This is a genomic window from Pseudonocardia sp. MH-G8 (genome assembly GCF_002262885.1).
Taxonomy (GTDB): Bacteria; Actinomycetota; Actinomycetes; order Mycobacteriales; family Pseudonocardiaceae; genus Pseudonocardia.
Genome location: NZ_NKYF01000001.1, coordinates 970,796 through 992,537 on the forward strand (window position 1 = coordinate 970,796; position 21,742 = coordinate 992,537).

Here is a 21,742-nt window from a genome sequence, read left to right on the forward strand (position 1 = left end):
ACGCCTGGACGTCTAGGGGAGTAGCTCGAGCCTACGACACGTCTAGACGAGCTACAAGCCCGGTCCTCGCCTTGCCGCTTACAAGACACCCGCGGACCCGCGGACCCGCGGGTGGAGGTTCCGGCTTCGGTCTCAGTGCGCCTTGATGTCGTACTCCAGCACGAAGGCCGGAGCGGCCTTGACGGTCTGGCACACCTCGACCGGCATTCCGGCGGTGTCATACGCCGTGCGGACGACCACGAGAACCGGAATGCCCTCCTGCAGCCCGAGCCGGCGTCGCTCCTCCGCGGCAGGCATGCGCGCGGTGACCTCTTCGACGAACCGGTCGAGCATGTGCCCGGCGTCCTCCAGCCGGGCGTAGAGCCCACCGGGACCGGTGTCGATCGCCGTGATCGGGGTTCCCTCTGCGAGCCCGAGTGGAATGTAGGACACCGCGATCTCGACCGGCCGATTGTCCGCGAGGTAGCGGCGGGACCGGCTGACGACAGCCGCATCCTCTTCGATTCGGAGACGCTCACGGACTGCCGGAGGTGCGGCACCCCTTGCAACCTCGATCTGGTCGACGTCAGGGCGAAAGCCGCCCTTCTCCGCCTCGGCGAGGAACGCCGCATTTCCCGCGTTTCGATGCTTGCGTGCAAACCGGTCGGACGCCAGCCTGCGGACAGGTGCGGGCTGGCGGACGAAGACACCTCGCCCGTGCTCGGCGACCACTCGACCCTCGGCGCGGAGCTCTTGGATCGCCTGCCGGGCCGTCATACGGGCCACGCCGTAGTGCTGTGTCAGCTCGGCCTCGGAGGGCAGGCGTCCACCCGCGACGAGCGCACCTCCGTCGATCGCGGCACGGAGCTGGTCGGCGATCTGCCGGTAGGGCGGGCGATCGTCTTGCCGATCGATACGGCCGAGCAGCACACCCAACACCTCCAGTCGTCCAGGCAAGCAGTAGCGTACTTCGCCGTCCCCAGGAGGAAGGGCGTGGTGATGGGCGGATCGCCCACGCATTCCGTCAGCGTGGCTGGCGTCGTGGTCCGGGCCGACGGGCGTGTGCTCGTCGTCCAGCGCAGGGACAACGGCCACTGGGAGCCACCGGGCGGGGTGCTCGAACTCGCCGAGACCTTCGAAGAAGGTGTACGCCGCGAAGTGGCCGAGGAGACCGGTGTGCTCGTCGAGGTGGAGCGGCTCACCGGGGTCTACAAGAACCTGCCGCGCGGGATCGTTGCCCTGGTATTCCGCTGCCGGCCCGACGCCGGCTCGCCGACCGCGACGGACGAGTCCCGGCGGGTCGCGTGGTTCGACCCCGACGAGGTCCGGCAGCACATGGCGCCCGCCTACGCGGTCCGCGTCCTGGACGCGCTCGGTGGCGGCGTGGCGGCCCGTGCCCACGACGGCGTCAACATGATCATATCGACCTGACGCACCCTCTGAGCACCCAGCTCGGTGGGCGCCGAGCGCTAGACTGTGTCCCATGTCCGCCGCAGCGCATCCTGGACCGCAGCGCGGTCACGGTGGCCGGTCGTTCGCCGATGCTTCGCCAGCCGAGGTGCGCGCTGCGTTGATCCCAGAAGAGGCGGTGGAGTTCGACCGGCGGTGGCGCGAGGTCATGTTTCGGGCAACCGAGACCCTGGACCTGTCCGAGGTGCTGGAGACATTGGACTCGTGGCGGCGCGTGGCCCGGTTGACCGCCGCGGTCGGCACCGAGGCGCATCGTCTGATGTACCGGCGCGCAGCTGGCCGCCTCACCGACGAGGAGCTCCCGGCCGACGAGCCGCTATCGCGCACCAAGGCCCGGCTGGGCCTGTAGTCGGTGTACGAGATCACCACGGATGAGCAGTCCCGACAGCAGATCGACGCCCTTCCGGCCGATGCCCTTGCGCCGTTTACCGAGGCTCGTGCCGTTCTGGAACTCGTCCCGTGGAACGGCGCGCCGTACCACCGCAATCGGCCGGAGAGCCCGATGCGGGCGTTGACGTTTGGCCCGAACCGCGAGGGCGACATCGTGTACCTGGTGCTGGAAGACCGCCGCCGCGTCGACATCCTGGTGGTGCTCTGGCTGGCCTGATCCCAGGAGACGCACGCACGCAGCCTGTACCCCAGCGTCAGCCGGCGCGGTGCCGTTCTCCTCGGCGAGCGCCCCGACGACGGCGCGCCCTCAGCGATGCTCGATCGCGGCCGGGCGCACCTGGGCGGCGCGGATCCTGGCCAGGTCGAACTTCGGCATCCGGTCGAACCGGTAGAGGCCGTTCTGCTCCTGGAACACGTCCGTCAGCTGCGTGTAGCAGTACCCGAACATCTCCGGGTCGTCGCGCAGCACCGCGACCAGGCCCTCGAAGCGGGTGTAGAACTCCTCGAGGTCGCGCACCCGGTCCCCGTACCCCCAGGACCCGCTCGCCGACTGCGCGCGCCCGGCCTCGGCCGGGTTCCACCAGATCCCGCCGAACTCGCTGACGAAGAAGGGCTGGCCCCGGTAGGCGATCGACCACGGCTCACCGGTCGCGTCGGACCGGTTCACGTACGGCTCGCCCTCGGCGAGGCGGGCGTGGTTCGCGGCGAACGCGTGCGGGTCCTGCTCGTAGTCGTGGCTGTCGTAGACGTCGGACTCCGGAACCCGGTGCGCGTAGCCGGACGTGTCCAGGACCGGGCGCGACGTGTCGAACGCCTTGGTGGCGAGGAACATCGCGCGCATCACGTCGTCCAGGGCGGTGATGCGATCGCCGTAGGCCTGCCAGGTCTCGTTCAGCGGGCACCAGCCGATGATCGAGGGGTGGGAGTAGTCCCGCTCCAGCACCTCCAGCCACTCCTGGACGTACGAGGCGTCGGGCTGCTGGTTCGTGGTCTCGCCCTGCTCGGTGTTGCATCCCCAGTCGCCGAACTCGCCCCAGACGAGATAGCCGAGGCGGTCCGCGTGGTGGAGGAAGCGCTCCTCGAACACCTTCTGGTGCAACCGCGCCCCGTTGAAGCCCGCGGCGAGGGAGAGCTCGATGTCCCGGACGAGGTCGGCGTCGCTGGGCGCCGTCATCAGCCCGTCCGGGTACCAGCCCTGGTCGAGGACCAGCCGCTGGAACACGACTTCGCCGTTGATCCTGACCGCTTTGCCGGTGATCCCGACGCTCCGCAGCCCGGCGTAGGACTCGACGCGGTCGACGAGCCGCCCGTCCGCATCCCGCAACTCGATGCGCACGTCGTAGAGGAAGGGATCGGTCGTCGACCAGAGCCGTACCCGCTCCTCCGACAGCACGAGACCCAGGCGTGGGGCGAGGTCGAGGTCGGCGCGGACCTCACCGGTGACGACCTCGCCGGCGTCGTCCGAGACGGTGACGCGGACGACGCCACCGACGAGGTTCGCGGAGAGTGGCACCTCCACGTCGAACGACCGGCCGGCGAGGTTCGGCGTGATGCGGGGGCGGCGGATCGCGGTCGCCGGCACGGGCTCCATCCAGACCGTCTGCCAGATCCCGGTCGTCCGCAGGTACTTCGCCGCCCGAGGGGCGTACTCGCGGGACTGCTTGCCACGCGCCTGCATCGCGTCCGGCTCGTCCCGGGCCCGCACGACCAGCGGCACCTGCGTGCCCGGCGACGCGGCGTCGGTGATGTCGAAGGTGAAGCTGGAGAAGCCTCCCCGGTGCCGGCCGGCCTCGATGCCGCCCACCCACACGGTCGTGTCGTGGTCGACCGCACCGAAGTGCAGCAGCACCCGGCTGCCGTGCCACTCCTGCGGCACCGTGATCGTGCGCCGGTACCAGACGGCCCGCATGAAGTCCTGCTCGTCGATCCCGGACAGCGCGCTCTCGGGTGCGAACGGCACCAGGATCTCGCCCGACAACGGCGTGTCCTGCAGGCCGCGGTCGAGCCCGCTGTCGCCGTTGTCGATCTCGAAGCCCCAGCGGCCGTTCAGGTTCAGCCAGCGGTCGCGGCGGAACTGCGGGCGCGGGTACTCCTCGCGGGGCTGCCGTGTCTCGTCGACGGGCACGGGTGCCTTCCTCTCGGGCTCGGGGGTCAGACTCGGGGGTCGCGGAACCGCAGGGTCAGCAGCTCGAAGGGGCGCAACACCAGGTCGACGTCCGCTCCGGCGCCCACCCGGCGGACCGCGTCGCTCGCCACCGGCCGTTCGAGCAGATCCGTCGCCGTGGCCTCGCTCCACGCGAACGACGTCCGCACGGTTGCGCGCGAGCGGTTGCCGTGTGCTTCGTAGAGGCGCACGACGAGGTCGCCGGAACGGTCCTCGGCGAGCTTCACGCTCTCGACGACGACGGCCGGATCCGTGACCTCGACGAGCGGCTGCGTCGGCACGCCCCGGGTGACCCGCGGCGGCAGGTGTTGCGCGTACCCGTCGGCGATCGCGTCGGGGATCCCCCCGGGACGGAGGCTCACCGTGAACGAGTGCCGTCCCCGGTCCGCGCCCGGGTCGGGGTAGCGCGGGGCCCGCAGGAGCGACAGGCGTGCCGTCGTCATCGGCCGCCCGTCCGGGGCCTGGCCGCCCCGGATGTCGTGGCCGTAGACCACGTCGTTCGCGATCGCCACGCCGTACCCGGGCTCGCCGACGTGGACCCAGCGGTGGGCCACGGTCTCGAACCGGGCGGCGTCCCAGGACGTGTTCTGGTGGATCGGGCGGTGGAGGTGGCCGAACTGGATCTCCGACGTCGCACGGTCGGCCCGCACGTCGAGGGGGAACGCGAGCTTGAGCAGCTTCTGCGACTCGTGCCAGTCGATCTCGAAGCCGTACTCGACGCGGCCGTCCACCAGCCGGATCGTGACGTCGATGGTCGTGCCGTCCAGCGTGTGGCGCACCACAACGGCGTCGTCCGCGATGTCGACGGACACGGGCTCGACGAGGACGCGCCCGCTGCGCTTGTCCTCGTCGTCGATGTCCCACGCGTCCCATTCCCGCGGGGTGTCGCGGAACAGCTGCAGGACGCCCCCCGCGAGCCCCGCGGGCAGCAGCTCGCGGGCCGCGACCCGGTCGACGACCGAGACGAGCGTCCCCCGCCGGTCGACCTCGACGTGCAGCAGGCCGTCCTCGAGCACGATCCGGTCGCCGTCGGGGCGCGGGCGCGCCACGGCGGGCGCGGTCGCCGGGCCGATGCCGAGGCCGGGCACGCCGTCGTGGGTGTACGGCCCGGCGTTCGCGGCCACCAGGGTGTCGCCGCCGGTGCCGAGCGCGTCCAGGGAGGCCTCGATCAGAGCGGTCAGCTCCTCGGCGACCCGCTCGTAGTTGCGCTCGGCCTCCTCGTGCACCCAGGCGATCGACGTCCCGGGCAGGATGTCGTGGAACTGCTGCAGGAGCACGACCTGCCAGGCGCGCTCGAGCGCGCCGTAGGGGTACGGCGTGCCGCGCAGGACGGCCGCTGTGGCCGCCCACAGCTCGGCCTCGCGGAGCAGTCCCTCGCTGTGGCGGTTGCCGTGCTTGCCCCGGTGCTGCGAGGTCAGCGTGCCGCGGTGCAGCTCGAGGTACATCTCGCCCACCCACACCGGCGGGGTGGGCAGCTCCGCCTCGGCCGCGGCGAAGAAGCTCTGCGGGTCGCCCAGGCGCACGCGCGGGGAGCCGTCGAGGTCCTCCTTGCGCTCGGCCGCCGCGAGCATCTCCCGGGTGGGCCCGCCGCCGCCGTCGCCCCAGCCGAACAGCCCGAGCACGTGCCGGGCCGCGCCCTTCTGCCGGAACACGCGCTCGGTGCGGGCCAGGTCCTGCGCCCCGAGGTCGGAGTTGTAGGTCTCCGCCGGCGGGAAGTGGGTGAACACGCGCGACCCGTCGATGCCCTCCCAGAGGAAGCTCGAGTACGGCATCGCGTTCGTGGTGTTCCACGACGGCTTCTGGGTGAGGAACCAGCGCGCGCCCGCCGCCCGCACGATCTGCGGGAGTGCGGCCGTGTAGCCGAACGAGTCGGGCAGCCAGGCCTCCTCGCTGTCGACCCCGAACTCCTCCAGGAAGAACCGCTTCCCGAGCACGAACTGCCGGGCCAGCGCCTCACCGCCGGGCATGTTGGTGTCGGACTCGACCCACATCCCGCCCACCGGGCGGATGTTCCCGGCCGCCACCGCCGCGCGGACGCGCTCGAAGAGCTCGGGCCGGCTCTCCTTGAGCCAGGCGTACTGCTGCGCCGAGGACGCGGCGAAGACGAAATCGGGGTTGCGGTCGACGAGGTCGAGCACGTTGGCGAAGGTCCGCGCGACCTTCCGCACGGTCTCGCGCACCGGCCAGAGCCAGGCGCAGTCGATGTGCGCGTGTCCCACGGCGGACACGACCAAGGAGCTCTCGGCTGCGCCGCTGCGCAGCACCGGGGCGAGGATCTCGCGGCCCAGCGCCGCCGTGCCCGGGACGTCGTCGGGGTCCATCGCGTCCACCATGCGCTCGAGCGCGTGCACGACCTCGGCGCGGCGGGAACCGTGGGCGGGGAGCACGTCGACGAGCCCGTCGAGGGCCGCGACGTCCTGCAGCAGCTCCCACACGGTCAGATCCCGCCGCGACACCGACAGCTCGGTGAGGCGGTACTGCAGCGCGTCACCCGCGGTCGCCTTGTCGCCCAGCGCGGTCGGCTCGTACTCGTACGGCGTCTGGATGACGGGGTTCGCCGCCGCCTCGATCAGCAGGCGGAACGGGCCCACGGGGAGCGGGACCCAGGCGTTGAGCGGTTCGATCGCCTTGACGATCGTGCCGTCCGGCCGGTAGGCCGTGGCCTCCGCCTGGAACCCGGCCTGGTCGCCGGTGAACCCGAGGTCGACGACGAGCTCCGTCTCGTCCGGGTCCCAGTCGGCGGGAACCTCGCCGCGCACGTCGAACCAGACGGTGTCCCACGGTCGGCCCCATGCGCGGCCGAGCGCGAACGGCTCGAACCGCTGCGCCACCGCGTGCGCGAACGGCACGGGCTCCCCGCCGACCGACCACGCCGCGACCTGGACGGGGCGGGAATCCCGGTAGATCGCGGGCCTGATGCGGAACTTGGTGAACCGGCGTACCCGCAGCATCGCGAGCTCGACCGCGTCGAGCTGCGAGCGGCCGTGCGGATTGATGTCGTCAAGCACAGTCGTTCGTCGTCCCTAGAAAGTGGAGAACCTGCAACAACAGGATCGGATCAGCCCTTGAGTGCGCCGCCGAGGCTCGAACGGAGGAGGAACCGGCGGAGCAGGACGTAGAGGATCGTCGGCGGCACCATGTAGATGAGGGCGCTGGCGGCGAGCACGCCCCAGTCAACCTGGTTGAAGGCGCTGAAGGCCCGGAACAACCCGATCGACAACGGGTAGAGCTCCGGTGACTGGAGGAGCACCAGCGGCGTCAGGAAATCACCCCACACCGCCATGAAGGTGATCATCGCCGCGGCTCCGAGGCCCGGGCCGACCAGCGGGAACACGATCCGGCGGATCGCCCCGAACCGCGTGTTCCCGTCCATCCAGGCGGCTTCCTCCAGCTCGAACGGGATCGCGTCGATGGTGCCCTTCAGCAGCCACAGGGTCACGGGCAACGCGACGGCGGCCTCCACCAGGATCAGGCCCAGATAGCTGTTGTCGAGACTCATCTCGACCATCAGCAGGTAGAGCGCCACGATCGTCGCCGGTGCCGGGATCACCCGGATGAGCAGGATCGAGAACATGAAGAACTTGCGGCCGCGGAAGCGGAACCGCGACAGCGCGTACGCGCCCAGTACTCCGACCGCGAGGTTGAGCGCCGTGGCTGCGATGGCGATCACGAGGCTGTTGACCAGCAGCCGCGGCGTGTCGGCCGCGGTGAAGAACCGCGCGAAGTTCGCCAGGCTGAACGCGGGGGCCTGCACGGTGGGACCGGCGTCGGCGTCCACGGCGCTCAGCAGCACCCAGGCGAACGGCACCACGCAGAACAGTGCGAGCAGCGTCAGGAGGAGGTACTGGATCGCGCGCTGAGCGACCTCCAGCGCTGACGCCTGCCGGCGCACCCGTCCCTCCACCCGGGTCGCGGGGCGCTCCACCGTGACGGTCACACGTCCACCTTCGCGAGCCGGACGTAGGTGAGGCCGAGCACGAGGACGAGCACCAGCAGGATGACCGACGCCGCGCTGCCGAGCCCTATCTGGGAGTACTGGAACGCGCGCTCGAAGATGTAGATCGAGGTGAGCTCCGTGGCGGAACCGGGACCGCCCTGGGTGAGGAAGTAGACCAGCCCGAACACGCCGACCGTGGTGATCGTCGTCAGCAGCAGGTAGAGGAACACGGGCCCGCGGATGAGCGGCAGCGTGACGTAGCGGAAGACCTGCACCGCACTCGCCCCGTCGATCCGGGAGGCCTCGATGAGCTCGTCCGGCACGTCTTCCAACGCCGCCTGGAACATGATCATCGCGAAGGCGACACCCCGCCAGATGTTGACGACGATGATGCAGAGCATCGGGGATTCCTGCAGCGCCGCCACCGATCCCTCGCCGAACACGGCGAGCAGCCGGTTGAGCGTGCCGTCGTCGCGCGGGGAGAGCACGCTCGCCCAGGTGAGCGAGGCCACGACCTCGGGCACCACCATCGGCAGCAGCACCGCGGCGCCGAACAGGCCCTTGCCGCGCAGCCACTTCCTGCCCAGCAGCAGCGCGGCGAGCATCCCGAGCACGGTCTGACCGATGATCGCGGACCAGAGCACGAAGGAACCCGTGTGCCCCAGCGACGCCAGGAAGTCACCGGACCCGAGCAGGTAGGAGTAGTTGTCGAGGCCGACGAACTGGGGATCCCGTGCGGCGAACCCGGTCAGCTGGGTGTTGGTGAAGCTGAGGTAGACCCCGTACGCGGTCGGGGCGACGACGAAGACCCCGATGAGCAGGACCGACGGCCCCAGCAGCAACGGCAGGAGACCACCGTGGCGCAGCCGCGGGCCCGATCGCAGGACCGGCGCACCGGGAGTGGTCACGGCGAGACCAGGTTGGGGCCGAGCAGGTCGGCGGCGTCCTGCGCGAACGCGGACGCAGCCTGCGCCCCGTCGGCCCTGCCGAGCAGGATCTGCTCGGTCGCGTTCTGCGCCGCCTGGGACGCCTGGTCGGCGCCGTCACCCTCCGGAACGTCGATGCTCGTCGTGAGCTTCTCCTCGGCGTCGAGGAGGCTCGGCTCGCCGCTGTAGGGCGCGAGGTCGGAGATCCCGGAGCGCGGTGCCGCCGCACCGACCGCGACGAGCTGCCGCGCGAGCGCGCTGCCCGAGCTCAGCCACTGGGCGAGCTCGACCGCGGCGTCGGCGTGCTCCGTCTCCGCGCTCACCCCGTAGGAGAAGCCGCCGCCGCTCACCGAGTACGGCTCCGTGCCCGGCACCAGCGCCGGGTAGTCCCACGTGGCGACCTTGTCCTGCACGCCCTCGATCGGTGCGGCCCCCTCGGGGGCCCCAGTCGTAGCGCCAGCCCCACGTGCCCTGCGCGACCACCGGCAGCGTCCCCTCCGGGAAGTCGACGTACTTCGTCGGCTCCCAGGGGTTCGGGTTGAGCAGGTCCTGGACGGGGAGCAGGCCGGCCGTCGTGAGCTCGTGGTAGAGGTCGAACGTCGCCGACAGGCCCTCGCTCGTCACGGTCCACTTCCCGGCCGCACCGTCGTAGAACGTGCTGCCGGTACCCGCGACGATGGGGAGGAAGCCCTCGGACCAGGTGCCGCCACCCCACGCGGTGCCGGCCGGGAGCAGGATCGACGGCTGACCCGTCGCGGCCGTGATCACCTTCAGCCGCTCGATCAGCTCGTCCCACGTCTGCGGCTGCGACGTGTCGACGCCGAGCTGCTCGAGCACGTCCTTGCGGTAGAAGAGGCTCTGCACGCCGGCCTCGTGCGGGAGGGAGTAGAAGTGGCCGTCCGGCTGCTCGGCCTGCGCCTTGACGGGCGCGTAGTACTCCGCCCAACCGGGCCAGCTCTCCAGGTACTCGTCCAGCTGCAGCAGGTAGCCCGCCCCGGCGAGGCCGGTCACGTGGCTGCCGCCGATGTCGATGACGTCCGGGGCCGTGCCCGAGTGCAGTTGCTGGGTGATCTTCGTCTTGAACTGGGAATCGGTGAGCTCGTCGGTGATCAGCTCGACCTTCACGTCCTTGCCCTCGGCCGCCATCGCGGCCTCGAACTCGGGGATGAGCTCCTCGACGACCTCGGCACGGGTCTGCTGGTACTCGAGAAGCGTGATCGTCACCGGCCCCGCCTCGGCACCTGCCGAGCACGCGGCGAGCCCACTGACCAGGACCGCGACCGCCGCCATGGCGGTCGCAGCACGCTTGCGCATCATTGCGGTGCCTCTCCGTGCGCCCGTTTGTCTATCGAATGGGGAAAAGAGTGGGCTCATGCTAGGCGCGCCCGGCCGCGGAGTGCAACCATGGGACGACAGGATCGCGCCATGACGGGCAGTCTCTCCCGTCCGAGCGAGCCCGGCCCCGGTCGACCCGCGCCCGGAGCGCATCGTTCTCTTCGTCCAGCCGTTGGAATAAAGGGCCGCCTGTCCGGACCGAAGGAGTCGTCGTGCACCGTGGCAGCAACCAGCTCCAACTCGCGGACTTCAACCAGGCCGTGATCCTGGACGTGGTCCGCCGCTCACCCGGCGTCAGCCGGGCTGACCTGCAGCGCACGTCCGGCCTGAGCTCCCAGACGATCTCCAACATCACGCGGCGCCTCATCGACGATCGCCTGATCCTCGAGAGCGCCCCGGGGGCCGGCGCGCGGGGGCGGCCGAGCATCCCGCTGGCCGTCAACCGGGACGGCGCGTTCTCGGTCGGGGTGCACATCGACCCGGCACGCCTGACGATCGTGCTGCTCGACCTCGCCGGCGAGGTGCGGCTCCAGCAGCAGCTGCGCACCCCGCAGGCGACGCACCCGCCCGAGGTGACGGCGCTCATCGCGGACCGGGTCGCCGCGCTCATGTCCGAGGCCGGCGTGGATCGCGACCGCGTGCTCGGGCTCGGCATCGCCGCCCCCGGCCCGCTCGACGTCCGCGCCGGCGTCGTGCTCGACCCGCCGCAGCTGCCCAACTGGCGGGGCGTCCAGCTGCGGTCCGATCTCCACGAGGCGACGGGCCTGCCCGTCCTCCTCGACAAGGACGTCACCGCGGCCGCCACCGCGGAGCTGCGGTCGTCGGAGGGCGCCGCCACCGACTTCGTGTTCCTCTACCTGGGGTCGGGCGTCGGGGCGTCCGTCGTCGTCGAGAACCAGGTGCTGCGCGGGACGACGAACAACATCGGCGAGATCGGCGACATCATCGTCGACCCCGACGCCGAACAGCTCGTGGGCTTCGGTCGCCGCGGCGGCTTCGCCGCCGCGTGCGTGCCCGAGGCGCTCGTCATCCAGGCCGCGGGCCTCGGCCTGCTCCCGCTGCCGAACCTCGACGACTACCTCGCGATCGACGACGCGTGCACGGCGCTGTGCGACCTCGCGTCGGCGGGCAACGGCGGCGCCGCCAGGATCCTGCGCCGCGCCGCCGAACGCGTCGCCGTGGGTCTCGGCGTGCTGGTGAACCTCCTGGACGTGCCGAGGGTCGTCGTCGGCGGCCCGCTCTGGAACCGGCTCCGCGACACGTTCCTCCCCGTCCTGCCCGCACTCGTCGCGGCCGAGCTCGTCGTCGCGAGGGAGAACGTCACGGTGGCAGGCTCCACGGTGGGCGAGCAGGTGGCCGCCCAGGGCGCCGCCGAACTGGTCCTGGACCACTTCCTGGCCCCGAGACCCTCAGCGCTGATGATGGGCTAGCCACGAACCGTACGTGGGCCTCAGATCAAGGTCTTGCGCTCCGCGTAGTGGCACGCCGCCGGGTGGCCCTGGCCCCGGTCCACCAGTTCCGGGGGCTGCTCCACGCAGGCCGTGCGCTCGGCGTCCGTCAGCTCGTTCGCGAACTTCGGGCAGCGGGTGCGGAACCGGCAGCCGCTCGGCGGGTTGATCGGGCTCGGGACGTCGCCGATCACGGTGATCCGCTCGCGGGCGCGCTCCTTGCGCGGGTCCGGCAGCGGGATCGCCGAGATCAGCGCCTGGGTGTACGGGTGGGCGGGACCGGAGAACAGCTGCTCCGCCGTGCCGGTCTCGACGATCGTGCCGAGGTACATCACGGCGATGCGGTCGGCGATGTGGCGCACGACCGACAGGTCGTGGGAGACGAACAGGTAGGACAGGCCCAGCTCGGACTGCAGCTCGTCGAGCAGGTTGAGCACGCCGGCCTGGATGGAGACGTCGAGCGCGGACACCGGCTCGTCGAGCACCAGCACCTTGGGCCGCAGCGCGAGCGCCCGGGCAACGCCGATGCGCTGGCGCTGGCCTCCGGAGAACTCGTGCGGGAACCGGTTGCCGTGCTCGGGCTTGAGCCCGACGGTGCGCAGGAGGTCGCGCACGATGTCGCGGCCGCCATCGGCGTACAGCCCGTGGATGCGCAGCGGCTCGGCGATGATCTCGCTGACGGGCATGCGCGGGTCGAGCGAGGCGAACGGGTCCTGGAACACGATCTGCAGGTCCCGGCGCAGGGCGCGCATCTGCGAGCGGGAGAGCGTGGTGAGGTTGCGCCCCTCGTAGTGCACCTCCCCCGCGGTGGCGGCCTGCAGGTTCAGCACCACGCGGGCGGTGGTGCTCTTGCCGCAGCCGGACTCGCCGACCAGGCCGAGCGTCTCCTGCTCGGCGAGCTCGAACGAGACACCGCAGACGGCGTGCACCTCCCCGACCTGCCGGCGCAGCAGGCCGCGGGAGCGCACCGGGAAGTGCTTGACGATGTTGCGCACGCTCAGCACGGGCGGGGCCGCGGCGGGTGCGTCCGGGGTGGCGGTCATGAGTGCTGGTCCTGCGTGTCGGTGCGGGTGTCGTCGTGGTCGGTGGTCTCGCGCACGAACTCCGCGAGCGCGGCGGCGTCGGTGACGTGCGTCCCGAACAGCTGCCCGGGCTCGGCGCCCGCCAGCTCACCGGAGAAGTGGCAGGCGGCCGTGTGGTCCGGTCCGGTGGCGGGGGCCAGCGGGGGCTCCACCTCGTCGCACACCTCCTGCGCGAGCGGGCAGCGCGGTGTGAACGGGCAACCGGGTGGCATGTTGACCAGCGACGGTGGCGCGCCCGGGATCGGGGTGAGCCGCTCGGAGGGTCGGTCGAGCCGCGGCAGGCTGCCCAGCAGCCCGAGCGTGTAGGGCATGCGCGGGGTGTAGAAGACGTCGTCGGCGCTGCCGCTCTCCACCAGCTTGCCGGCGTACATGACCATGACCCGGTCGGCCTGGCCCGCGATCACGCCGAGGTCGTGGGTGATCAGCACCATCGCCGCCCCGGTCTCGCGGCGCGCGGTGTCGAGCGCGTCCATGATCTGCGCCTGGACCGTGACGTCCAGCGCCGTGGTCGGCTCGTCGGCGATGATCACGTCGGGGTCGTTGGCCATCGCGATCGCGATCACCACGCGCTGGCGCATGCCGCCCGACAGCTCGTGCGGGTAGCTGTTCAGCCGTTCCCGCGCGTTGGGGATGCGGACGATCTCCAGCAGCTCGCCGGCCCGCTGCAGCGCCGCGTCCTTGCTCACGTCGTGGTGCGCGCGCACGGCCTCCGCGATCTGGTACCCCACCGTGTAGACGGGGTTCAGCGACGTCATCGGGTCCTGGAAGATCATCGCGATCCGGCGGCCCCGGATCTTCGTCAGCGCGGCGTCGGAGGCGCCCAGCAGCTCCTGCTCCCCGAAGCGCACCGACCCGGAGACCTTCGCCGATCCCGGCAGCAGCCCCATCACCGCCATGGACGTGACCGACTTGCCGGAGCCGGACTCACCGACGATCCCCAGCACCTCGCCGCGGCGCAGCTGGTAGCTCACGCCGCGCACGGCACGCACGAAGCCGTCGTCGCCGGGGAACCCGACGGTGAGGTCGGCGACCTCCAGCACCACGTCGCCGGACGCGCGCGCCACGTCGCCCTCGGTCTGCGTGGCGGCGAGCAGATCCTCGCCTCCGCTGCCGGTCATCGGCGCACCTTCGTCTGCTGCGGGTCGAGGGCGTCGCGCAGCCCGTCCCCGATGAAGTTGATGGTCAGTGCGATGAGAATGATGAACAGTCCCGGGAAGTAGAACAGCCACGGCCGGGTCGTCAGCGCGGTCTGCGCCTCGCTGACCAGCAGGCCCAGCGACGTGTCCGGCGCGCGCACCCCGAACCCGAGGTAGGACAGCGCGGTCTCCAGCAGGATCGCCACCGCGATGAGGACCGTCGCGTTGACGATGATCGAGCCGAGGGCGTTGGGCACCAGGTGGCGCAGGATGATCCGGGCGTCGCTGGCACCGAGTGCCTTCGCCGCCTCGATGAACTCCTTCTCCCGCAGCGACAGGACGACACCGCGGGCCACGCGCGAGACGTAGGCCCAGTACAGGCCCGCGATCACCAGCGAGATCAGCCACCACGAGCCGCCGAAGTTGTGCGCGAGCATCGCGGCCACCGCGAGCAACGGCAGCGTGAGGATGAGATCGGAGATCCGCATCATCACCGTGTCGAGGGCGCCGCCGAAGTAGCCGGCCACAGCTCCCCAAAGGGTCCCGACGACCGTCGAGAACACCGCGACACCGAGCGCGATCTGCAACGAGATCTGGGTACCGCGCATGACCTGGGCGAACTGGTCCTTGCCCTGCGCGTCGGTGCCGAACGGGTGCTCGAGGGACGGCGGGTCGGAGTTGTCGGGGGTGAACACGCCGAAGTCGTGCTTCCAGAGCGCGCCGCCGACGTATGCCAGCAGCACGAGCAGGACGAACACGACCAGGCTGATCACCGCGAGGCGGTGCTGGAGGAAGCGCCGCAGCACCAGCTGGAGCTGGCTGCGCTCGGCCACCGTGAACTCGCGCTCCGGCAACGGGGTCGTCGGGCCCCCGGCAGGCGCCGAGGCCGGCGCGTCGGCGCTGGTCGGGCTCTCAGGCATAGCGGATCCTGGGGTCGAGGACGGCGTAGAGCAGGTCGGCGATGAGGTTGAACCCGATGACCACCGTGGCCGTCACGAGCAGCCACGCCATCACGACGTAGGTGTCGTTCGCGCGGATCGCGGTGAGCAGCAGGTCGCCCATCCCCCGCCACTGGAACACCGTCTCGGTGACCACGGCGCCACTGATGATGGCGGCGAGGTCCAACGCGGTGACCGTGGTGAGCGGGATCAGCGCGTTGCGCAGCGCGTGCTTGACCATGACCCGCCGCCGCGACAGCCCCTTCGCCCGCGCCAGGCGGACGTAGTCGCTGTTCATCACCTCGAGCATCGCGGCCCGCTGGTAGCGGCTCCAGGCCGCGTAGGAGATCAGGGCGAGCGAGATCGTCGGGAGGATCATGTGCCCGACGACGTCGCCGAGGTAGGGCCAGAAATCCTCGGGCGGGTTCACCGAGCTGTCGCCGATCGTGTAGACGATCTGCTCGTCGACGGCGTTGTTGAAGTCGATCCCCGCCTGCTTGAGCAGGATCGCGAGCCAGAACGACGGCATCGCGAGGAAGAGGAAACCGAGGAACGTCGCCGTGTAGTCGGTCTTGGAGTACTGCTTGACCGCGCTGATCACACCGATCACGACGGCGAGCACCAGCGCCACCAGCATCGCGACGACGATCAGCCGCATCGTGATGACGAACCGGCCCGCGACCTCGGTGCCGATGTCGAGGTTCGAGTTCACCGACGGCCCGAAGTCACCCGTGAAGATGCCCGTGAGCCACGTCCAGTAGCGCTGGAGCAGCGGCTCGTCCAGCCGCAGCCGCTCGGTCTCCAGCGCGATCACCTGGGGTGGCGGCGGAGGGTTGCGGAAGAGCAGGTCGTTCAGCGGGTTGCCCGACAGTGACGCGAGCATGAAGACCACGAACGTGGAGATCAGCAGAATCGGGACGGAGACCGCGATCCGGCGCAGTGCGAAGGCGAGCATTCAAGGCTTCCGGATGGTCGGGCAGGTTCGCGCTCGTGGCGCGCCGGCATCAACGGGGAGCGTACCCGGGCCGAGGGGGACCGGCGCGGTAGCGCCATCCCCCTCGGCCCCGGGCCGCGTCACTCGGCGCGGAGACCCCACTCCTCGATGTTGTAGGTCGGGCTGTCCAGCGAGGAGTTGTTGCGCACGTTCGCGACGTTGTCCTGCACCGCCACGAACGTCGGCTTCTGGTACAGCGGCAGCACGTAGGAGTCCTCGGCCATCATCCGGTTGGACTCGTTGAGCTGCTCGCGGGCCTGCGCGATGTCCGTGGACGCCCCCGCCTGGCCGATCAGCGCATCGACCTCCGGGTTGGAGTACTGGCCGAAGTTGCTCCCCGAACCGGTCGTCCAGTTCTGGCCTGCGTTCGAGAACGGGTACGGCGAAGCCACCCACGCGTAGGTCATGATGTCGTAGTCACCGGAGGCGAGCGTGCCGCCGAGGTCGTCGGTCGGCACGAGCTCCACGGTGATGCCCAGCGGCCGCACGTAGCTGGCGAACAGCTCGTTCTGAGCGGTGCGGATGGGGTTGCCGGCCGTGGTCCGGATCCGGAAGGTGGGCACGACCTGGCCGTCCGGGGTGGTCAGCTGCTGGCCCTCTGCCACGTTGGTGTAGCCGGCTTCCGTCAGGATCTGACGGGCCCGCTCGACGTCACCGCTGCCCTGCTCGGCCGGGAGGACGTCCTCGTACCCCTCCTGGTTGGTGACGAAGTTGTGGTTGCGCAGCGGCGTGACCTCGTCGTTGAACTGACCGACGGTCTTGTCGATGATGTCCTGCACGTTGACCGCGGTGAACATCGCGTCGCGCAGCGGCTCGTCGGCCAGGAACGGGTTGGCGAGGTTGAGGTCGAAGTGCTCCCAGGTCAGGCCCAGGCCCTGGTACTGCGAGACGCCCGGGATGTTCTCGACCTGCTGCACGAGGTCCACCTGCGGCTGCGGGTAGATCACCTGCACCTCGTTGTTCTGCAGGGCGATCGGCTCCTGCGTGGCGTCGGTGATGACCCGGAAGACCACCTGCTCGAGCTTCGGCTTCGTCTCGCCGTACCACTGCGGGTTGGGCACGACCGTCAGCGCGACGTTCTGCTCCCAGTTCTCGATCTGGTACGCGCCACCGCTGTAGGTCGGCACGGTGGCCCCGAGTGCGGTGAATCCGGCCGCCAGCCCCTCCGGGGTGTTGAGGTCACCGGCCTGCGCGGCGACGTGCGCCGGGTACATCGGGGTGGAAGAGCCCCACACGCCCTCCCAGTCGGTGTAGGGCTGGGAGTAGGTGACGGTCACGGTCTTGCCGTCCGCGGAGCCGGTGACGGACTCGATCCGGTCGTACCCGCTGGTCGACGCGACCGCGCACTCCGGGCAGTCGCGCCCGTTCTGGACCTTCCAGTTGAAGATGAAGTCCTCGGCGCTGATCGGCGTGCCGTCGTTCCAGGTGGCATCCGGCTGGATCACGTACTCGATGACCTGCGGGCTCTCGCTGGTCATCGTGGCCGACGCGAGCAGGTCCTCGTTCATGGCGGAGGTGAGGTCGGGCTCGGTGTAGTACGTGTACGGCAGGACGCTCTTGAGCGCGAGTGCCGTCTCGAGCACGTTGCCCTCGGCGGACAGGACGTTCCAGTTCTGGATGTCCTTCTCCATGGCGAACGTGATCGCCCCGCCCTGCTGGAGCTGGTCCGCCGGCACCGCGTTGCAGGTGTTCGGATCGGTGGCGCAGTCCGCGTACACACCGCCCTCGGAGGCGTCACCACCACCGCCATCGCCACCGCCGCCGCAGGCCGCGAGCACCATCGTCGCCGCAGCACCGATCGCGGCGAGCGAAGCAGCCCTCGATCTCCTCATGGACTTCCTGACCTCTCTCTGCTGGACCGCCCGGGTCGGGGCCCACGTCCACGTCGACGGACCCGGACCATGTCGTCGGCCGGGCGCACCGACCCACGGCACGGTAGGAACCGCGATCGCGCGCGTCATCGGAGCCCAGCCGATCGTGACCAAAGGGTGACCGGGTCCGAACACCGCGCTACGCCGTAGTTACCTTGCGGTAACATGCCACGCCCGCGGAATTCTGTCACCCCGTCGTCGGGCGCCATTTCTCGGCACCGGTGACCGGGCCCGACACCAGCGGACCGGGCCCGACGCCCGTCACGGCGTCCGCGGCGGGCGTGCTCACCACGAGCGAGACCGGCTGGAACAGCGGCAGCACCGGCAGCTGCGCCCACAGCACCTGCTCCACGGCAGGGGCCGTCTCGGGGCGCGGCGTCGCCGACACCAGCTCGTCGAGCGCGGGCTGCAACGACGGCAGGCAGAAGCCGGTGGGCGGCCGCGGCGGGTCGGGCACCAGCGTCGTGGGGGCCGGGCAACCGTAGTCCGAGGCGAGCTCCGTGCCGGGGTCTCCGCCGACGGTGCGCGGCAGGACCATCAGGTCGACCTCGACACCGCCGGTCGGGGTCGGCACCGGAGCGCTCGTCGGGCTCGGCGTCGGGGTCGCCATCGGGGTCGGCGGCGCCGCGGTGCCCTCCGGCGCCTCGGCGGGCTGCCCGGGGGTGTCGGCGGGCGGCGCACCGGACGGGGTCCTCGACGGCGCCGGCGTGGGCGACGGGCTCGGCGGCACGGGCGGCACCGCGGCCTGGCCCAACAGCTCCACGGCCGTGGGCGCCACGAGCGTGACGTCGATCCCCGCCTCGTCGAGCTGAGCGGCGACCAGGCGCGCCACCTCGACGTCCTCGGGACGCTCGGCCGCGGCGCCGAGCACCAGCGAGACCGGTGCGCCGTTGCGGGCCCACCGGCCCGTGGTGAGGTCGCGGCTCCAGCCCGCGCTCGCGAGCAGCTGCGCCGCCGTGGCGGGATCGGGGTGCACCGGAGCGTCCGGCGGCGCCGTGGAGGCGTACCCCGGCTGGGACGGCGCCAGGCCGAAGGCGTCGGCGGGCAGCGCCTCGGGGGCGACCTCGGCGCGGATCGCCTCGCGGTCCACCAGCATCGCGACGCCGCGCCGCACCCGCGCGTCCGCGAGCGGGCCCCCGTCGTAGCGCATGCCCAGCTGCGTGACGGTGGGTTGCGGCGCCAGTTGCAGGCGCGGCGCGGGCTGCAGTCCGCCGAGCGCGGTGCGGATGTCGGGCTCCGCCTCCGGGAGCGCGACGTCCACGTCGCCCGCCGCGAGCGCCGAGGGCAGCACGTCGGGCTCCATGCGGCGCAGCACGAGCTGGTCGAGCACCGCGGGCGTGTCCCAGTACAGGTCGTTGCGGGCGACCACCACCTCGCCGCGGGCGCGGTCGACGGTCACGATGCGGAACGGGCCGCCCGAGGCCGGCAGGCCGTTGGTGAGCGCACCCACCCAGGAGCCGGGCGCGTCCTTCAGGATGTGGGCCGGCAGCAGGTCCGAGAACAGGTGCTGCCAGGCGGGGTAGGGCTGGGAGAACACCACGTCCACGGCCTTGCCGCCGGCTCGCGAGCGGACCTCCGTGATCAGCTGGTAGCCGGCCGCGTCAGCGACGCCGGGCTCGCTGCGCATCCGCTCCCACAGGTAGACGAAGTCCTCGGCGGCGATCGGCGCGTTCGACGACCAGGACGCCTCGAGGTTGAGCTCGTAGCTCACCGTGAACGGCTCGCTGGCGACGACCTCCGCGCTGGTGGCGATCGTCGGGTCCAGGTGCATCGTGCCCTCGGCGTCGGCCGTGAACACCGACGGCAGCACCAGGGTGGCCAGCGCCGTGGTGACCGGCGACTGGTGCGCGAGCAGGTGCGGGTTGAACCCCGCTCCGATGTCGTCGACCCCCACGACCAGCTGGGTGGGCTCCGGACGCGGCGCCGGAGCCGGCTGGTCCGGCGGGGGCGTCACGGGCGAGTTCGTACAGCCCGCGAGCACCACCGCCAGCGCCAGGACGACCGCCATCCGCGCAGGACGAACCGACATCCTCACCCTGGTCATGCCCCCACCGTATGGAGCAGCCACCACCCGGCCGGGGCCGGGGGGTACATGCGTCAGCGCGGGTTGCGCGCCCGGGCACGCTGACGGTTGCGGGTGTGCGAGTCGAGCTCGACCTTGCGGATCCGCACCGACTCGGGCGTGACCTCGACGCACTCGTCGTTGGCGCAGAACTCCAGCGCCTGCTCGAGGTTCAGCACGGTCGGCGGGGTGAGCTTCACCAGCTCCTCGCTGGTGGACTTCCGCATGTTCGTGAGCTTCTTCTCGCGGCAGATGTTGACCTCGAGGTCCTCGCCGCGGGTGTACTCGCCGATGACCATCCCGCTGTAGGTCATCGTGCCGGGGCCGATGAACAGCACACCGCGGTCGGCGAGCTGCTCCACCGCGTACCCGGTGACCGGGCCGGAACGGTCGGAGATCAGCGATCCCCGCAGCCGGGTGTTCAGCTCGCCCACCCAGGGGCCGTAGCCGTCGAAGACGTGGCTGACGATGCCCGCACCGCGGGTGATCGTCAGGAACTCCGTGCGGAAACCGATCAGGCCGCGCGAGGGCACCCGGTAGTCCATCCGGACGCGGTTGTCGCCGTGCATCAGGTTGATGAGCTCGCCCTTGCGGCCCGCCAGCAGCTGGGTGACGGCGCCGAGGTAGTCGGTGGGCACGTCGGCCGAGAGCTGCTCGAACGGCTCGTGCACCTTGCCGTCGATGGTGCGGGTGACGACCTCGGGCTTGCCGACGGTCATCTCGAAGCCCTCGCGGCGCATCGTCTCCACGAGGATGGCCAGCGCGAGCTCTCCGCGGCCCTGCACCTCCCACGAGTCGGGACGCACGGTGGGCAGCACCCGCAGGCTCACGTTGCCGATCAGCTCGGCGTCGAGCCGGTTCTTCACCTGCCGGGCGGTGAGCTTGTTGCCCGGGTGGGGGTCGCGGCCGACCAGCGGGGAGGTGTTGATGCCGATGGTGACCGAGATGGCCGGCTCGTCCACGTGGATGCGCGGCAGCGGCACCGGGTTCTCCGGGTCGGCGAGGGTGTCGCCGATGGTGACGTCGGGGATGCCCGCCACGGCCACCAGGTCTCCGGCGGAGGCCGAGTCGGCCGGCACGCGGGTGAGGGCCTCGGTGCGCAGCAGTTCGGTGATCTTGACGCGGGTGACCTTGCCGTCGGCGGTGCACCAGCCGACCTGCTGGCCCCGGCGGATCACGCCCGCGCGCACCCGGCACAGCGCGATGCGCCCGAGGAACGTGGACGCGTCGAGGTTGGTGACGTGCGCCTGCAGCGGCGCGTCGGGGTCGTCGGCGGGCGGCGGGACGGTGTCGGTGATCACGTCGAACAGCGACTCGAGGCCCGGCTCGTCGGGCAGCTCTCCGTCGGCGGGACGGTTGCGGCTGGCGCGCCCGGCCCGGCCGCTGGCGTAGACGACGGGGAGGTCGAGCAGCTGCCCCGTGACGGTCTCGCCCAGCTCGAGCTCGTCGGCCAGCTCCAGGAGCAGCTCGAGGCTCTCGTCGACGACCTCGGCGCAGCGGGCGTCCGGCCGGTCGGTCTTGTTGACCACCAGCACCACCGGCAGGCCGGCGGCGAGGGTCTTGCGGAGCACGAACCGCGTCTGCGGGAGCGGGCCCTCGCTGGCGTCGACGAGCAGCACGACGCCGTCGACCATGGACAGGCCGCGCTCGACCTCGCCACCGAAATCGGCGTGGCCCGGGGTGTCGACCACGTTGAGGGTCATCCCGTGCCAGTCGATCGCCGTGTGCTTGGCGAGGATGGTGATGCCCTTCTCGCGCTCGAGGTCGCCGGAGTCCATGACCCGGTCGACGACGGCGGAGCGCTCCCCGAATGCGCCGGAGGCGCGGAGCATGGCGTCGACGAGAGTGGTCTTGCCGTGGTCGACGTGGGCGACGATGGCGACGTTGCGCAGCGGCCCGGCCGCACCGCGGGCCGCGCCGGACCGTTGGGCGGGTGCCGCGATGGTGGATGCTGTGCTCACACTTCACGGTAGCCTGTGCGCCGGGGCGCCCTGCCGCCGGAGTGAGGAC

General features: G+C 71.2%; 17 protein-coding genes. 4 read left to right on the forward strand and 13 right to left on the reverse strand.

The genetic code is table 11. The features are described 5' to 3' along the window. Window positions 1-132: 132 nt before the first annotated feature. A complete protein-coding gene (locus CFP66_RS04605) occupies window positions 133-909 on the reverse strand; it encodes a GntR family transcriptional regulator (RefSeq protein WP_198961286.1) in 777 nt (258 codons plus the stop codon). Window positions 910-1,008: 99 nt separating this feature from the next. Here CFP66_RS04605 and CFP66_RS04610 point away from each other — a divergent pair, with 99 nt between their 5' ends. The 3 genes from CFP66_RS04610 to CFP66_RS04620 are packed head-to-tail and all read left to right on the forward strand — an operon-like array spanning window position 1,009 to window position 2,056. Then, entirely contained in the window at window positions 1,009-1,410 is a 402-nt protein-coding gene (locus tag CFP66_RS04610) for an NUDIX hydrolase (RefSeq protein WP_233159134.1), read from the forward strand. Window positions 1,411-1,462: 52 nt separating this feature from the next. Continuing rightward, window positions 1,463-1,798, forward strand: a complete 336-nt coding sequence (locus tag CFP66_RS04615; RefSeq protein ID WP_143517112.1) for a DUF6247 family protein — start codon at window positions 1,463-1,465, stop codon at window positions 1,796-1,798. A gap of 3 nt (window positions 1,799-1,801) precedes the next feature. Further along, a complete protein-coding gene (locus CFP66_RS04620) occupies window positions 1,802-2,056 on the forward strand; it encodes a hypothetical protein (RefSeq protein ID WP_094920568.1) in 255 nt (84 codons plus the stop codon). A gap of 90 nt (window positions 2,057-2,146) precedes the next feature. Here CFP66_RS04620 and CFP66_RS04625 read toward each other — a convergent pair whose 3' ends face one another. The 5 genes from CFP66_RS04625 to CFP66_RS04645 all read right to left on the reverse strand — a co-directional run bounded on the left by CFP66_RS04625 (window position 2,147) and on the right by CFP66_RS04645 (window position 10,183). Beyond that, window positions 2,147-3,964 (reverse strand): glycoside hydrolase family 2 protein, encoded by a 1,818-nt coding sequence (locus CFP66_RS04625; RefSeq protein WP_094920570.1) that lies wholly within the window; start codon window positions 3,962-3,964, stop codon window positions 2,147-2,149. Window positions 3,965-3,990: 26 nt separating this feature from the next. Next, complete coding sequence (locus CFP66_RS04630) at window positions 3,991-7,011, reverse strand: glycoside hydrolase family 38 C-terminal domain-containing protein (protein WP_233159135.1); 3,021 nt, start codon at window positions 7,009-7,011, stop codon at window positions 3,991-3,993. A gap of 50 nt (window positions 7,012-7,061) precedes the next feature. Beyond that, window positions 7,062-7,940 carry a carbohydrate ABC transporter permease gene (locus tag CFP66_RS04635; RefSeq protein WP_094920572.1) on the reverse strand — a complete coding sequence of 293 codons (879 nt, stop codon included), beginning with the start codon at window positions 7,938-7,940 and terminating at the stop codon, window positions 7,062-7,064. After that, window positions 7,937-8,848: a carbohydrate ABC transporter permease gene (locus CFP66_RS04640; RefSeq protein ID WP_094920573.1), complete on the reverse strand. Its 912-nt coding sequence runs from the start codon at window positions 8,846-8,848 to the stop codon at window positions 7,937-7,939. Before CFP66_RS04640 ends, CFP66_RS04635 begins: the two co-directional genes overlap by 4 nt. A gap of 135 nt (window positions 8,849-8,983) precedes the next feature. Then, window positions 8,984-10,183 (reverse strand): ABC transporter substrate-binding protein, encoded by a 1,200-nt coding sequence (locus tag CFP66_RS04645; RefSeq protein ID WP_233159136.1) that lies wholly within the window; start codon window positions 10,181-10,183, stop codon window positions 8,984-8,986. Window positions 10,184-10,413: 230 nt separating this feature from the next. Here CFP66_RS04645 and CFP66_RS04650 point away from each other — a divergent pair, with 230 nt between their 5' ends. Further along, on the forward strand, window positions 10,414-11,631 hold the full coding sequence (locus tag CFP66_RS04650; RefSeq protein WP_094920575.1) for an ROK family transcriptional regulator: 1,218 nt from the start codon (window positions 10,414-10,416) through the stop codon (window positions 11,629-11,631). Window positions 11,632-11,651: 20 nt separating this feature from the next. On the opposite strand, the gene CFP66_RS04655 is transcribed toward CFP66_RS04650, so the two are convergent. The 7 genes from CFP66_RS04655 to typA form a co-directional block, all read right to left on the reverse strand. Beyond that, a complete protein-coding gene (locus CFP66_RS04655) occupies window positions 11,652-12,692 on the reverse strand; it encodes an ABC transporter ATP-binding protein (protein WP_094920576.1) in 1,041 nt (346 codons plus the stop codon). Then, window positions 12,689-13,849: an ABC transporter ATP-binding protein gene (locus CFP66_RS04660; protein WP_094920578.1), complete on the reverse strand. Its 1,161-nt coding sequence runs from the start codon at window positions 13,847-13,849 to the stop codon at window positions 12,689-12,691. The genes CFP66_RS04655 and CFP66_RS04660 overlap by 4 nt, the downstream gene beginning before the upstream one ends. Continuing rightward, window positions 13,846-14,787 (reverse strand): ABC transporter permease, encoded by a 942-nt coding sequence (locus CFP66_RS04665; RefSeq protein ID WP_094920579.1) that lies wholly within the window; start codon window positions 14,785-14,787, stop codon window positions 13,846-13,848. The genes CFP66_RS04660 and CFP66_RS04665 overlap by 4 nt, the downstream gene beginning before the upstream one ends. Further along, window positions 14,780-15,760, reverse strand: a complete 981-nt coding sequence (locus CFP66_RS04670) for an ABC transporter permease (RefSeq protein ID WP_094920581.1) — start codon at window positions 15,758-15,760, stop codon at window positions 14,780-14,782. The genes CFP66_RS04665 and CFP66_RS04670 overlap by 8 nt, the downstream gene beginning before the upstream one ends. A gap of 119 nt (window positions 15,761-15,879) precedes the next feature. Continuing rightward, the gene (locus CFP66_RS04675; protein WP_094920582.1) at window positions 15,880-17,631 is read right to left on the reverse strand and encodes an ABC transporter family substrate-binding protein; all 1,752 of its coding nucleotides are present in this window, start codon (window positions 17,629-17,631) and stop codon (window positions 15,880-15,882) included. 226 nt (window positions 17,632-17,857) lie between these two features. Further along, on the reverse strand, window positions 17,858-19,714 hold the full coding sequence (locus tag CFP66_RS04680; RefSeq protein ID WP_094920584.1) for an ABC transporter family substrate-binding protein: 1,857 nt from the start codon (window positions 19,712-19,714) through the stop codon (window positions 17,858-17,860). 53 nt (window positions 19,715-19,767) lie between these two features. Beyond that, entirely contained in the window at window positions 19,768-21,693 is a 1,926-nt protein-coding gene (gene typA / locus CFP66_RS04685) for a translational GTPase TypA (RefSeq protein WP_094920586.1), read from the reverse strand. Window positions 21,694-21,742: the final 49 nt, after the last annotated feature.

Excerpts from the sequence above, each read along its gene's own strand:
- CFP66_RS04615 (WP_143517112.1), top strand. The coding sequence starts at position 1,463 with ATGTCCGCCGCAGCGCATCCTGGACCGCAGCGCGGTCACGGTGGCCGG.
- CFP66_RS04645 (WP_233159136.1), bottom strand. The coding sequence starts at position 10,183 with ATGATGCGCAAGCGTGCTGCGACCGCCATGGCGGCGGTCGCGGTCCTG.
- CFP66_RS04655 (WP_094920576.1), bottom strand. The coding sequence starts at position 12,692 with ATGACCGCCACCCCGGACGCACCCGCCGCGGCCCCGCCCGTGCTGAGC.
- CFP66_RS04660 (WP_094920578.1), bottom strand. The coding sequence starts at position 13,849 with ATGACCGGCAGCGGAGGCGAGGATCTGCTCGCCGCCACGCAGACCGAG.
- CFP66_RS04665 (WP_094920579.1), bottom strand. The coding sequence starts at position 14,787 with ATGCCTGAGAGCCCGACCAGCGCCGACGCGCCGGCCTCGGCGCCTGCC.
- CFP66_RS04670 (WP_094920581.1), bottom strand. The coding sequence starts at position 15,760 with ATGCTCGCCTTCGCACTGCGCCGGATCGCGGTCTCCGTCCCGATTCTG.
- CFP66_RS04675 (WP_094920582.1), bottom strand. The coding sequence starts at position 17,631 with ATGAGGAGATCGAGGGCTGCTTCGCTCGCCGCGATCGGTGCTGCGGCG.
- CFP66_RS04680 (WP_094920584.1), bottom strand. The coding sequence starts at position 19,714 with ATGACCAGGGTGAGGATGTCGGTTCGTCCTGCGCGGATGGCGGTCGTC.